Source organism: Mesorhizobium sp. M0030 (assembly GCF_040323695.1).
Taxonomy (GTDB): domain Bacteria; phylum Pseudomonadota; class Alphaproteobacteria; order Rhizobiales; family Rhizobiaceae; genus Mesorhizobium.
The window spans coordinates 53,519-66,352 of sequence record NZ_JAMYVE010000003.1 but is presented as its reverse complement, the minus strand read 5'-3'; the positions used below and the strand labels follow the sequence as shown (position 1 = coordinate 66,352).

The following is a 12,834-nucleotide window of genomic DNA, read 5'->3' as shown; positions in this document are numbered from 1 at the left end:
ATGAACAGCGCCAGACTGGTTCGCATCATCGGCACTTACGGTGTCGTCATCGCGCTTGCAGCCCTCGTCCTGTTCGGATTCCTGCGCTACGACCGCTTCCTCGGCCTCTTCAACGTGATGAGCGTTCTGCGCTACAACTCGATGTTCGCGCTCGTCGCGCTCGGCATGTGCTTCGTGATCATGACCGGCGGCATAGACCTGTCCGTCGGCTCCGTCGCCGCCTTGGGCAGCGTCGCTTCCGCCCTGGCGAGCCCGCACGGCATCGCGGCAGGCCTTGCAGCGGGCGTTGGCGCCGGCCTGGCAGCCGGGCTGATCAACGCGCTCCTGGTTACGCGCGGAAACCTGATGCCATTCATCGCCACGCTTGCCACCATGCTGGCCGCAAGCGGCTCGGCGCTGCTTCTGGCCGGCAACCAGACCGTTTCGGTGTCTTATGATTCGGGTTTCACCGCCATCGGCCAAGGGAATTTCTGGATTTTCCCGATTCCGGCAGTCATCGCCCTGGTTGCCTATGCCGTCGGCTCAGTGGTCCTGAACTACACCAGCACGGGACGGACGGTGCTGGCCATCGGCGGTGGCGAGGATGCCTCGCGGCTGATGGGGCTGCGCACTGACCGCGTCAAATTTCTCGTCTATGTCGCAAGCGGGTGCCTGGCCGGGCTCGCCGGCGTCGTCCTCGCTTCTCAGTTCGGCGCAGGCCAGCCGATCGAGGGCGTCGGCTGGGAGCTGTTTGCCATCGCAGCCGTGGTCGTGGGCGGGACGCTGCTGACCGGCGGCTCGGGCTCGGTGTTGACCACGCTGGCCGGCGTGCTGTTGCTCGGGATCCTTTTCAACGTCCTGAACTTCGAAAACGGCATGGGTTGGATTTCGCTGTCAGCCTACTGGCAGTCGGTGATCCGCGGGCTGTTTTTGCTCGTCGTCGTCCTTCTCCAGGCACGGCTTACGGCAAGGCGCGAAACTGCCTGAGGATGGCGAGCGCCTTCGAGCACGATGGCGCTGCAGAATCAGTGCGCGTTGCGCACCCGGCCGATGAGCGCATCCCGCAGACTTTCTGCGGCGATGCTTCCCCGGTGCACCTGGGGTCCGACACCCTTGGAGCGGGATCCGCAAGCGGATCCTGGTGCAGTCACATGGCCGTCCTGGTCATTTCCCGGCGACCGCCACGAACACGGACTGCCCCTGCCTTTCCAGCCGAAACAGGATGGGCTTGCTCTGCCGGCGAGAGTTCGCCCATTCCTCGACGATATCCGAAGGCTCCGTCACGCGGCGATTGTTGGCCGATATGATGACATCGCCGGGCTGCAATCCGCTCCGGGCGGCAAGGCCATCGGGAACCACTTCCACGACGAAGACGCCGGTTGTTCCTGATTTGATGCCTAGCTGCTGACGCGCCTGATCCGGAATCGGGCTGAGGGATAGGCCGAGGCCTTCGGCCGCCGACTTCTTGTCGGGAACAGCGCCGGTCTTCACCTCCGCATCCTTGCGCTCACCGATGACAAGCGCGATCTCCTGGTCCTTTCCGCCGTTACTCCGTGTCAGAGTGGCCTTGCTGCCAGGCTTCTGGCTAGCCGTCGCAAGCGTGAGGTCATGGACACCCTCAATGCCCTTGCCGTTGAACCGGGTGATCACGTCACCCGGCTTCAAGCCGGCTTTCTCCGCCGGGCTGCCGGGCTCGACCGAAGCAACCAGCGCGCCCTTGTCATCTTTCATCCCGAGGGCCTCAGCCAGCGACGGCGTGATGTCCTGCAGGCGGACCCCGATGAAGCCACGCTCGATCCGGCCGGTTCTGATCAACTGGTCGGCGATGCTTTGGGCGGTGCGCGATGGCACCGCAAACCCGATCCCGATGCTGCCGCCGGACGGCGAGACGATGGCGGTGTTGACGCCGATCACCTCGCCACGTGCGTTGAACAGCGGACCGCCCGAGTTGCCTCGATTGATCGACGCGTCCGTCTGGAGAAAATCGTCATACGGCCCGGCTTGAATGTCTCGCGAGCGGGCCGAAAGAACGCCGACAGTGACAGTCCCTCCGAGCCCGAAGGGACTGCCGATCGCGATTGTCCATGCGCCCGGCTGCATTGCATCCGAGTCACCCCATTTGGTCGTGGTCATGTTGGGCCGCGGGTCGACCTTCAGCACCGCTATATCGGTGGCGGGGTCACGGCCGACCAATTGCGCCGGCGCCGTTTCCTTGTCGGAAAATACGACATGGATCTCTGTCGCATCGGCAACGACATGGTTGTTGGTGACGATGTAGCCGTCGGCACTGATCACAAATCCGGAGCCAAGCGCCTCCCTCACCTGCGGCTGAACGGGTCCGAGGCCCTGGCCGTCGAACGGACTTGTAAAGTCGCCCGCCGTCGTCTGGTCCTGGACAACCTCCCGGGTCGTGATCGCGACCACGGCCGGCAATTTCTGCTGGATGATCGCTGTGAAGTCGGTCGGGGTATCCTGGGCCAGGACAGGCGCCACGCCACTGGCCGAGAGCATCAGCGCAACCGCGATCAAGCGCGTTGCAAATCGTCTTTGCATATCGTGAGACATTGCTGGACCTCCTGCCGGACAGCCCCGGCCGCTCGGCCGCGCCGCGCGGAGCCGGTGCTCCGGACGCTAGAACTGCCAACAAAGCTGTTTGTTTCAGCCCCCCGGAAAAATGGCACGGCCAGGAAAAATAGCCCGACCGCGGGGGTCCGGAAGGCAGCAGCCGGGAACCATTGAGGCCGTTGAGTTCAACCGTCCACAGGACTGGTCCCGGACGTGGCAGAAATCAGCAAAGCGACTGCGTCAGCTCCGGCAAATGCCCGATATGCCGATGGAGCCAACCTAGCGGCTGAGGTGCCTCTACCGGGCCTGGTGCGAAAAGGATCTGCAATGAAAGAGGGAGCTCCACAGCCGCCGAGAGACGCGGCTGTGATCACCACCGCTCGAACTCCCTCAAGGGAACAAAAGGGTACCAACTAAGTTCGGCCCCCATAATGAGGATGCCTATATGGACCTGTTGCCCCAGTCAGCCGAACACACCGTCTCCCCGCCGCCCGCTCCAGACCTTCACCGGCTTTTGTTCGATCCAAACTTGCGTATACACGGCTTGATTGATGACACTGTCGTCACCAAAGCCTTGGACGATTTGAAAGCCGTGCGTTCCGGGGAAGACGATCTCTACGTTGAAATCGACACGCCCGGAGGCGACGCCGACGGCGCGCGACGTCTAGCTCTAGAGTTCAAACTTTTTCTGAAACACTCGGGCCGCAACGGCTACATCATTGGCAAGAATACGGTTTACTCTGCCGGGGTAACGGTCCTTGCCGCTTTCCCGAAAGCCTGCAGGTTCCTTTGCCCGCAAGCAGTCCTGCTGATTCATGAAAGAAGGCTTGAGAAAGACTTGGTTCTGAATGGACCAATTCGAAGCTGTCTTCAGATCGTTCGCGAACAACTTGCGCTGTTGGAAACGGCAGAGCGACTCGAGAATGAAGGGTTCGCCGATCTCGTCCAAGGTTCTCGAACATCGCTGGAAGAGCTGCGCGACCATGCCCTGAACAGCTGCTACCTGATGGCAGCAAGAGCTTTGGAGCTAGGCCTTGTTGAAGACATTGCCCATTAACTTGATGCCTCGATGCAAACAGCAGAGCGGAGTCCAACACGCTTCCCTCACTCATGTCGGCGGCGACCATGAACGACGAGGTTGACAAGATAGAGCGGACCGGCGGCTGTCTTTGCGGGTCTGTGAGGTATGTTGTTACCGGCGCGCCGTTGCGCGTTGGCTTGTGTCATTGCCAGGATTGCAAGCGAACCAGCGGCAGCACCTACAGTGCCTTTGCCGTGTGGCCGCGGTCGGCTTACCAGTGCAAGGGCGAGCTTGCGGCGTTCAACGGCAGAGGTTTTTGTCCGGCATGCGGGTCGCGCGTGGTGAATCTCCGCGACGACGAAGCCGAGATCATGACCGGCACTCTCGACGATGCGCCAAACGACCTTCTCCCGACATACGAGCTTTGGACCCCCCGGCGCGAAGCCTGGCTCCACAACCTGCCTTGGGCTGACCAATTCGCGGGCGATCGCACCGAAGAAGGCCAAAATTGGCGCGAAGCCCGACGAGTATGACCATGCTCGAATGGCCCTCCACCCCGTGAACCGTGAAAGTCAGCTTGATGCGCGATGAATCACTCAAGTTCTTGAAGGAAATTGTGGCGACCCCGTCGCCGAGCGGCTTTGAGCAACCCGTAGCGGAGCTTTTCCGCGAGTATGTTCGTCCCTATGCCCACAGGTTGACGACGGACGTCATGGGCAATGTCACGGCGATCATCAATCCTGAGGCGTCTATGCGCTTCATGTATGCCGGGCACATGGATGAGGTCGGCTTCATCGTCCATTACATCGACGATGACGGCTTTCTTTTCTTCAGCACCATAGGTGGAACGGACGTTGCCACTGAAATCGGCCAGCGTGTCTGGGTGCACGGCAAGGAGCCGATCCTGGGCGTCGTAGGTCGCAAAGCAATCCAGACCTTCAAAGCCTCTGACACGTCTCAAACTCCCTCGCTGATGGAACTATGGATCGATATCGGCGCGAGTTCGCGAGAGGAAGCGTTGAAGGTCGTAGAGGTCGGCAGCGCGGTCACTATCCACGGCGAGTTTGCGGCGCTACAGGCCAACCTTGCTGTCGGACGAGCGTTCGACAACAAGGTTGGCCTCCTCATCGGCGCCGAGGTCCTGCGCTGCCTCTCCGAGGAGGGAGGCGTTCACCCCGGCGTGGGCCTCTATATCCTGGGTACGGTTCAAGAGGAAATTGGGTCCCGAGGCGCGATGACCTCAGCGTTCAACATCGCACCTCGAACCGGCCTCGCAATCGATATGGGCGTGGCGATGGACTATCCGCGCGCTCGCGCCGAGGATCAGGGCAAACTGGACCTTGGGAAAGGGCCGGCAATCACTCAAGGCGCGAACACCAACCCGGTGGTGTTCAATCTGCTGAAGTCGGTGGCCGAGAAAGAGGGCCTACCTTATCAGCTTCAGGCGGTGGGCAGCTCAAGCCCTACCGACGCGCGTGTCATGCAGCAGAACCGAGGCGGCGTGGCAAGTGGAGTGCTCTCGGTGCCTTTGCGTTACATGCATACCCCGTCCGAAGTTGTTTGCCTGGATGATGTGCAAACGACGATTGACCTTGTTTGTGCATATTGCCGGCAATTGACGCCGGAGATCGACTTCACGCCAAGATGATCGCGGCGGGATTGATTGTGGAAGTCCTAGCTCCAACAGTCGCTGATCTGGTGCCTGTCGGCCACCGCCTGGTGCGTCGGTCACCGCGCACCTGAGAAAACCCAACTGCAGTCCACTGGGGAGCGCGCCTCAGGTCACCCCCACCGCTTCCACCAAACGCCTGAGGAAGTCCGTCAGACCGGCTTCAGGATCATCACCTGCGCCAACGAGCACCGAAATACCCCAGCGCCCAAGCACGGCCTCCTCCACAGGGTTGCGGCTGGGCATGAAGATGAACGAAGGGGGACGATCTTTCTCATATCCAGACCGGTGCCAGGTCTGCCAAAGCCGGTGCAACAGCAGCCGGATGTTTGGATCGGAGAGGCTATAGCCAATGAACAGGATCGTGCTGCCGAGAGCATCGGAGCGAAAGCGGACATCAAGGGGAGAATTGAAGGACAGGCGGTCAAGATAGTCGGTTTCGGTGAGGACAAGGGAAGAGTCCTCGTCAAAGTCGCCGTGAAATTTCACGATGTGCGTTACGCCTCGACGGGCCTGCGCAACGTGCCGTCCGTTGGCCACTTTCACGTACTCTCGACCGTGGATTTCAAAAGCGAGTTCCAGGTTCCGGTCATAGTTCGTCGTATAGATGACGGGAAAATCGAGCGTCACGATGAGTCGGTGCAATTCCGATTTCTCAATCCGTTCCTTGGCGACAGACCAGTTTCTGTCCATCCAACTGCGAAGTGGTCCGATACTGCCATGCTTGATCCGATAGTATTCGGCCAAGGTCTGAAAACGATCGCGTCGCGTGGAAAATTCATCGTCGACGCCGAGCTCCTTTGCCATTCGCTCGATGAGTTTCTCCCAAGACGGAAGTCCGACGCTGATCGATACCCCCGCCCCCACAAACAAAATTGCGCTGCGATGACGAATTGCATTGGCGAGCGAATCTATAGGATCATCATCGTTCATGGATAGGTCCTCCGAAGCCACTCGCGTGGGCCGGACCTAAGGTGCGTGCCCCGGTGCGGGGATCGTGGACGCGGCTCCCCAATTCGAGCCAGCGTGCTCCGCCCTCATCGACGAAATCGGGTCGACCACGCACCAGCCAGCCCAGAGGGGGCGGCCCTTGCAGTCCTGCCGAGCCGCTTGCCACCCGAACCGAGGTAGCGGCCGCGAGGACACTGGCTGTGAACTGGAACCGGCGGTGTTGCGGTTTACTGGCCACGTTGATTCAGTTCTGCGCCAGCCATATTGCGCAAAACTCTATCGAGTTTCGCATTCACCAAGAGGTTGCGCCGCTTCGCGCCGATAAAGATGGCGAGAGAGTAAATCATTGTAAGAACAGAGATCATCGTCATTCCGGCCTAAACATCAGCGGCCGGAGATGTTCCATGCGCCCGGAAATATTCCAGTGCAGGTGTTTTTAAATCGCCGAAGCTACGCGCTCAATGCGCGGTTGGTTTCGTGTCCAGGGCGGACGAATTAGCGCAAGGCGGTATTCATCCTCCTACATCGGCGGCGGACTGAAGCGAAATGCTGGTTGTGTCCCCCAGAATTGCAATGAAACGCCGATGCTTTGCATGCGGCCCGGAACAAATGCTCGCTTGCACAGTTCGAGCCATGCAGCGGTCGACCCCCGCGCTGCAAGATCGGTAGCCCGATCGCCCGCGCCGGCCCCTCCCACGGCGCGGGCTTTCGTTTGAATTCACGCTGTCGGGGTTGGAGTCGCTCCGCCGGTGTCGCGAGCCGGCTGATATACGCGCTGTCTGGGGCTCGCGCGGTGTCGGCGACATCGGCATTCGCGCAGTCCGGCAGGTCAGCCCATGCACGGGAACAACGCGGCACTGTGATGGTTTGGTGGCCTCGGAAGGTGGCAGAGAACGATGGGCAAAAAGCCCAAACAGCACGCAAAATCCACGGCGGATCGCGAAAAGGCGATCGAGGCGCTCTACTTCGCGCGCAAGTGCGGCCTTACGAAGGAAGAGGCACTCAAGATGCTCAGGGAAGCCCCGATCGGGATCGATGATGAAGCCGAAGAGCGCTCCGGCAGTTAGAGGCGACCGCCAATCGCGCATCGCAGCCGGCCGCGGCGCATGATCTTCTTCACTTCCGATACGCATTTCAACGATCCGCGCATTCTGCGCCTCGACCGGCGTCCCTTCGCCTCGTTGGTCGAGCATGACCAGGCGCTGGTTGCGTTTTGGAACGAAACGGTTGGCCCGAACGACGAGGTCTGGCACCTCGGCGATTTCGCCAAGGGTCCAGCCGAGACCGTCTCTTCACTGCTGTCGTCTCTTAACGGGTCCAAGCACCTGATTATTGGCAACAATGACAGCGCCGCCACCATCGGCGACCCGGCCTGGGCGAGCGTGCACCACTACATGGAGCTTCTTGTCGAGGGCCGCTTGCTGGTTCTGTGTCACTATCCTTTTCGCACCTGGAACCAGATCGGCAAGAGATCGGTAAACCTGCACGGTCATTCGCACGGTCGTCTGAAGCCGATGACGCGCCAGCATGATGTCGGCGTCGACGCCTGGGGGTTTCGTCCGGTAACCTTTGCTGCCATTCAGGCCAGTCGCCGGCGGGGTTAGCCCGGCAGAACGCCGGGCGAGCGAAGGTCTCAGCTTTGCGGGATTCGAGCCGACGAGAGGCCGTCTGTAATCCTAGCCGGGCCTGCCACAACGCGACAATCCTGGTTGGGCGACTTCAAATAGGAGAACTGCTTCATATATGCGGTTTTCGCGGTACGCGGACCGCGCCACACCATCAGCTTGAGTGCGGCGAAGTCTTAAGGAATCCCCACCGGTCGTCGCAGCGCGAGATCGAACGCATCGCCTGAGCTCAGCACGTGAACCCTCAGATCATGGATGGAAAGGGCGGCATCAGGCTCACCTTCCGCGATGTTGGAATGGGTCACGCCGGCTGCATCGACCAGATAGACAGCGCCGCTGCCGATGACCTTGAACATCTCGCCCTTCACCACGATCGCCGTGTCTTCATCGATGCCGATGCCGAGGACGCGCGGGTTCTGCGACACCGCCCCGATGAGCCGCCCAATGCGGCCCCGTTCCGCAAAGTGCTGGTCGATGATGACATTCGGCAGCAGGCCCAGTCCCGGCGCCATCCGAATGTGGCCGATCCGAAAGGACGCTGCGTTCGGCCCCTTCACCATCATCGTGTCGCTCATGACCGACGCGCCCGCGGAGGTGCCGGCAATGACGCCTCCGGCTTCATAGATTTCGTGCACCCGCTCGTCGATGGGCGTGTCGCCGATCTGGCTGGTGATCCGGAGCTGGTCGCCGCCGGAGAAGAACACCGCACTCACGTCTGCGAGCGCACTTATTTTCTTTTCATGAGCTGCCTCGAGGCGGTCGTTGACGTAGAGCTCGATGACATCCTTGATGCCCAGTTCACCGAAGGACCTCTGATACTTCTCGAGATAGCCATCCGGCTCATGAGACGCGATGGTGGCAAGCACCAGGCGGCCGTTCGGAACCAGGCTCGCCACCTCCTTCAAGATGACACGATCGCCATCATGGTCCTCGTGGCCGCCGATGATGACGAGCGTTCCGGCTTTACCGTTCGAGGATCGTTTTTTCTTCTTGTCGGTCATTTGTCCACGTCTTTCTTGCGCAGGAAAACGTGTGGGTGGTTGTCCTCGCTGGTCATGAATGCGACTGCGAACTCCCTGCTGTTATGCGCCCATCCAGACACGCCGGTCGCGGTAAGCACGATGGCTCCGGCTTCGCCGCCGATCGCCTCGACTTCCTTGAGCGCGGGATTCAGCACCTGCTCCAGGCCGCCTTCAGCCTGCCCCGAGGACAATGCCTGCCGCGCCGAGAGTGCCTGCATGACACGGGCCGCGAGAGCCTTTCGCGCAATATGCTCACCGTCTCCCGAGAAGGCGACGGCTCCCAATTGGTTGTCGGCATAGTAGCCGCAACCGGGTTGCGGAGAATCCCCCACACGACCCGGAGCACTGCCGTCCAGTCCGCCGGTCGAAGTGCCCACGGCGATGTCCCCGTACTGATCCAGGGCAACCACACCGATCGTATCCTTCGCCTCCGACTTGCTGGAGGCGTCGCGCTGCTGCGGCGTGATCAAATCCGCCGGATCGCAAAGCTCCAGCTGCTTGTCGGCGGCGAAACGCCGGGCCCCCTCCGACGCCAGCAGGATCGGCTCCTCATGCAGCATGGCCTTCGCGACACTGATTGGATGGCGCACGCCCTTGATCACTGCGACGGCACCTACATTGAAGTCCCTGCCCTCCATCAGGCCAGCGCACATCTCGACCTCGCCGTCCGAATTGAGGGCACTTCCATATCCCGCATTGAATGTCGGGTCGGCCTCGAGGACGCGACCGGCAGCTTCCACGGCATCGACCGCCGTTCCGCCGCCGGCCAGGACGGCCCGACCTGCCTCGAGCGCCTCGATGCATCCGTTGCGATGCGCCTCCTCCTCTTGCGGATCGATCTCCTTGGCGCCGCCGTGCAGGATCAGCGACCACATCAGCCAGCCCTCAGATGGCGAATATGGGTCTGATCGGGCCCTCCCCTCGAAGGCGTCGCGCCTCCGAAGCCGGTTACTTGCCGCCACACGGCTTCAACGTCGTCGACGGTCAGCACGACAAGGTCGTTTTCCCGTGCAAGCCGGAGACACACGTCGACGGCCTCCTTCTCGGGACAGACGGCGTGAATGCGGCCTGGGGCGCAGCCGGCGTTCAAGGCACCTTCCCGCAGCAAGCCGGCGATCGCTCCGGGGGCTCGGCCGCGCAGCTCCTGCTCATCCTCCTTGAAGACGATGACGTCGAATATCCGCGAAGCGATCGCGCCCATCTCGCGGATGTCGCAATCGCGGCGGTCGCCCGGTATGGCGACCAGGCCGATCGTGCGCTGATAGCCGCGCCTCATGTGGGAAACGAGCTTTCCGAGCGCCCTCAGCCCCTCCGGATTGTGCGCATAGTCGACGATCGTGCGGAAACCATGCCCGTCGAAGACGTTGAGGCGACCGGGAGATTGCTCGAACGAGGTGCCAAACTCCGCCAGCGCCGCCCGGATCGTTGCCGCCGGAACGTCGTGGCAATGCGCCATAGCGACGGCTGCCAGGCTGTTGGCAACGTTGAATTCGGCCGAACCCTCGAAGGTCGCGGGAATTTCGTCGACGCTCATCAGGAACATCGATTCCCCATCCTCGTGGATGAAAATGTCCCAGCCGTCGCTGCTTGGCTCCCGCGTCACGGCGCGGCCGCCTTCCGCCAGGTGGCTGCGCAAGAAACCGGGCCACTCGCTCCTGCTCGCCAGCGAGAAGTAGCAGATCCTGCCGCCGGCATCTCGCGACATTGCGGACGTGTGGACGTCGTCGGCATTAAGAATGCTCCATCCGCCGCGGCGGACGGACTCGACCACGACCGATTTCACCTCCGCCAGGTCCTCGATCGTGTCGATGCCCCTCAGCCCGAGATGATCGCCGTGGACGTTCAGCACCGCGCCAACATCGCATGCATCGAAGGCAAGCCCTTCGCGGAGGATGCCGCCGCGTGCACATTCCAGCACCGCGACATCGACACCCGGCTCGCGCAGCACGATCCTGGCGCTCTGCGGGCCTGAGCAATCGCCTGTGATGATTCGTTCGCCGTTCAGGTAGACGCCGGTGGTCGAGGTGAGCCCGACGGTTGCGCCATTCGCCTGCAGGATGTGCGCCAGCATTCTGGCAGTGGTCGACTTGCCGTTGGTCCCGGTGATCGCGAAGATCGGAATCCGGCCGTCCTTGCCGCCTTTGAAGAGAAGATCGAGCACGGGCCGTGCGACGTTGCGGGCGCGCCCCGACGAGGGTTCGAGATGCATGCGAAAGCCGGGACCGGCATTCACCTCTATGATGCCGCCGCCGGTTTCGCTGACCGGCCGTGAGATGTCGGGACAGACGAAGTCGATCCCGGCAATGTCGAGACCGACGATCTGTGCCGCCCGCCTGGCGATCAGCGCGTTTTCGGGATGGATTTCTTCCGTCCGGTCGATCGCGGTCCCACCGGTGGAGAGATTGGCGGTGGGCCGCAAGAGCACCATTTGACCCGGCGCTGGAACGCTCGCCAGGGTGAGCTGCGATTTTGACAGGAAATGCTCGACGCATTCATCGATTTCAATGCGGGTCAACACCGAGGAATGGCCCTCTCCCCTTCGCGGGTCGCGGTTCGTCTCCTCGACGAGCTCGGCGACAGAACTCCGGCCATCGCCGACCACATGGGCCGGAACCCTCTCGGCGAGCGCCACCACCTTTCCGCCGATCACCAGGATCCTGTGGTCCGAGCCGACGAAATGCTGCTCGACGATAACGCTGCGGCTGTGTTCTCGCGCCTGTTCGAAACCCCAGCGGACGTCGTCTTCTGTTGCCAGACCGATGTTGACGCCGCTCCCATGATTGCCATCGAGTGGTTTGGTGACCACGGGGTAGCCCAGCCGTGTGGCTGCCGCGACCGCGTCCTGCGCCGATCGCACCAGTTCCCCGCGTGGCACCGGTAGCCCGGCCTGTTGCAGCAGGAATTTGGTCAGGTCCTTGTCCGAGGCGATCTCGGTCGCAATCTCGGAAGTGAGGTCGCTGCAACTGGCGCGGATCCGCTTCTGATGCTTTCCGTGACCAAACAGCACGAGGCTGCTGTCGTCGATCCGCGCGGCGGGTATGCCCCGCCTCTCGGCCTCGCGCACCAAGGAAGCAGTCGTGGGGCCCAAGGCACGCTCGGCGGCCAGACGCTTGAGCTGCTGCAGCCTGGATGCGAACTCGAACGGCCCCTGCGTTTCCGCAATCTCGCCGAACCCCTCGACACCATGGAGATTGGCAGGCAGCAGGCTGTCCACCAGTTCGAGCGCGACGCGTCCCGCGAGCAGCCCGACAAGCTCATCCTTGTAGGCGAACATGACGTTGTAAGTGCCCGGACTGCCTTTGACCGACCGTGTCTTTCCTCGTGTCACCCGGTGACCGAGCATGCTCTGCAGTTCCAGGGCGACATGCTCGACGACGTGGCCGAGCCAGGTTCCTTCCTGCATGCGGCGGACGAAGCCGCCGGCGGCGCCATAGCTACAGCCATGGCCCGCAAGGCCGGGCAACAGTCGGACGATTTGTTCGGAAAACCCAGGCAGTTTGTCTGTCGGGAACGCCTCAAGTGCTCCGAGGTCGATCCGAATCTGGACCATTGGCGTCATGCTATAGAGGTGCGGCCCGCGAAACACGCGGGCGTCCACGACGCGGATAGGGCGAAAACGCGAGGCGCCCCGATGAATTTCTTTGTCCGACATAGTCCGTTTCTCCTGACTAACTCCGCAACATCCGGAGGATCGGTTAGTTCCCGGCCTTTCAGCCCAAATATTTTTGCAGGAGAGAGAAACAAAAGTGGCCGTTAACATATGTTGGCCCAAGAACACCCTCTGGTCATCTCGGCCACGTGCGGTCGCTGTTCTGAGGGCTACTTATCTCTCGGGACGAGGCGGGCCAGGCATTCGCTCCTCTTCACAAGCATTCGCCGGGCACACCGCGGCCGTTGAGCTAGTGCCCGGCTTTAGCTCATGGCGACCCATTGTGCGGGTCCAGCACTGAGGCATTAATCTTCAGCACGCCTTCGGCACCCGGGAACATTTCCAGACGCGTC

11 protein-coding genes are annotated in these 12,834 nt (G+C 61.7%); 6 read left to right on the top strand and 5 right to left on the bottom strand.

The window, feature by feature from the left end:
* On the top strand, positions 1 to 966 hold the full coding sequence (locus NKJ80_RS07740) for an ABC transporter permease (protein WP_352497368.1): 966 nt from the start codon (positions 1 to 3) through the stop codon (positions 964 to 966).
* A gap of 177 nt (positions 967 to 1,143) precedes the next feature.
* On the opposite strand, the gene NKJ80_RS07735 is transcribed toward NKJ80_RS07740, so the two are convergent.
* Entirely contained in the window at positions 1,144 to 2,544 is a 1,401-nt protein-coding gene (locus NKJ80_RS07735) for a Do family serine endopeptidase (protein ID WP_023707500.1), read from the bottom strand.
* A 445-nt stretch (positions 2,545 to 2,989) separates the two neighbouring features.
* Between NKJ80_RS07735 and NKJ80_RS07730 the strand changes: the two genes are divergently transcribed.
* The 3 genes from NKJ80_RS07730 to NKJ80_RS07720 all read left to right on the top strand — a co-directional run bounded on the left by NKJ80_RS07730 (position 2,990) and on the right by NKJ80_RS07720 (position 5,213).
* The gene (locus tag NKJ80_RS07730) at positions 2,990 to 3,601 is read left to right on the top strand and encodes an ATP-dependent Clp protease proteolytic subunit (RefSeq protein WP_023672669.1); all 612 of its coding nucleotides are present in this window, start codon (positions 2,990 to 2,992) and stop codon (positions 3,599 to 3,601) included.
* A 68-nt stretch (positions 3,602 to 3,669) separates the two neighbouring features.
* Positions 3,670 to 4,098 (top strand): GFA family protein, encoded by a 429-nt coding sequence (locus NKJ80_RS07725; protein WP_050587750.1) that lies wholly within the window; start codon positions 3,670 to 3,672, stop codon positions 4,096 to 4,098.
* 47 nt (positions 4,099 to 4,145) lie between these two features.
* Positions 4,146 to 5,213 carry a M42 family metallopeptidase gene (locus tag NKJ80_RS07720; RefSeq protein WP_023696168.1) on the top strand — a complete coding sequence of 356 codons (1,068 nt, stop codon included), beginning with the start codon at positions 4,146 to 4,148 and terminating at the stop codon, positions 5,211 to 5,213.
* Positions 5,214 to 5,342: 129 nt separating this feature from the next.
* Here the strand turns inward: NKJ80_RS07720 and NKJ80_RS07715 are convergent, their stop codons facing one another.
* Positions 5,343 to 6,167: an SIR2 family NAD-dependent protein deacylase gene (locus tag NKJ80_RS07715; protein ID WP_352497367.1), complete on the bottom strand. Its 825-nt coding sequence runs from the start codon at positions 6,165 to 6,167 to the stop codon at positions 5,343 to 5,345.
* Between the two features lie 914 nt (positions 6,168 to 7,081).
* On the opposite strand from NKJ80_RS07715, the gene NKJ80_RS07710 reads away from it, so the two are divergent.
* A complete protein-coding gene (locus NKJ80_RS07710) occupies positions 7,082 to 7,252 on the top strand; it encodes a hypothetical protein (RefSeq protein ID WP_023672674.1) in 171 nt (56 codons plus the stop codon).
* Positions 7,253 to 7,291: 39 nt separating this feature from the next.
* Positions 7,292 to 7,789, top strand: a complete 498-nt coding sequence (locus tag NKJ80_RS07705) for a hydrolase (protein WP_023738740.1) — start codon at positions 7,292 to 7,294, stop codon at positions 7,787 to 7,789.
* 197 nt (positions 7,790 to 7,986) lie between these two features.
* On the opposite strand, the gene NKJ80_RS07700 is transcribed toward NKJ80_RS07705, so the two are convergent.
* Genes NKJ80_RS07700 through cphA form a run of 3 tightly spaced genes read right to left on the bottom strand, consistent with a single transcriptional unit; the run spans position 7,987 to position 12,430 of the window.
* On the bottom strand, positions 7,987 to 8,811 hold the full coding sequence (locus NKJ80_RS07700; RefSeq protein ID WP_352462495.1) for a cyanophycinase: 825 nt from the start codon (positions 8,809 to 8,811) through the stop codon (positions 7,987 to 7,989).
* Entirely contained in the window at positions 8,808 to 9,707 is a 900-nt protein-coding gene (locus NKJ80_RS07695) for an isoaspartyl peptidase/L-asparaginase family protein (protein WP_023738739.1), read from the bottom strand. The genes NKJ80_RS07700 and NKJ80_RS07695 overlap by 4 nt, the downstream gene beginning before the upstream one ends.
* Positions 9,707 to 12,430, bottom strand: coding sequence for a cyanophycin synthetase (gene cphA / locus NKJ80_RS07690; RefSeq protein ID WP_352497366.1), 2,724 nt, complete (start codon positions 12,428 to 12,430; stop codon positions 9,707 to 9,709). Before cphA ends, NKJ80_RS07695 begins: the two co-directional genes overlap by 1 nt.
* Positions 12,431 to 12,834 lie beyond the last annotated feature (404 nt).

Coding starts and splice junctions, on each gene's coding strand:
- NKJ80_RS07740 (WP_352497368.1), top strand. CDS start 1: ATGAACAGCGCCAGACTGGTTCGCATCATCGGCACTTACGGTGTCGTC.
- NKJ80_RS07735 (WP_023707500.1), bottom strand. CDS start 2,544: ATGTCTCACGATATGCAAAGACGATTTGCAACGCGCTTGATCGCGGTT.
- NKJ80_RS07730 (WP_023672669.1), top strand. CDS start 2,990: ATGGACCTGTTGCCCCAGTCAGCCGAACACACCGTCTCCCCGCCGCCC.
- NKJ80_RS07725 (WP_050587750.1), top strand. CDS start 3,670: ATGAACGACGAGGTTGACAAGATAGAGCGGACCGGCGGCTGTCTTTGC.
- NKJ80_RS07720 (WP_023696168.1), top strand. CDS start 4,146: ATGCGCGATGAATCACTCAAGTTCTTGAAGGAAATTGTGGCGACCCCG.
- NKJ80_RS07715 (WP_352497367.1), bottom strand. CDS start 6,167: ATGAACGATGATGATCCTATAGATTCGCTCGCCAATGCAATTCGTCAT.
- NKJ80_RS07710 (WP_023672674.1), top strand. CDS start 7,082: ATGGGCAAAAAGCCCAAACAGCACGCAAAATCCACGGCGGATCGCGAA.
- NKJ80_RS07705 (WP_023738740.1), top strand. CDS start 7,292: ATGATCTTCTTCACTTCCGATACGCATTTCAACGATCCGCGCATTCTG.
- NKJ80_RS07700 (WP_352462495.1), bottom strand. CDS start 8,811: ATGACCGACAAGAAGAAAAAACGATCCTCGAACGGTAAAGCCGGAACG.
- NKJ80_RS07695 (WP_023738739.1), bottom strand. CDS start 9,707: ATGTGGTCGCTGATCCTGCACGGCGGCGCCAAGGAGATCGATCCGCAA.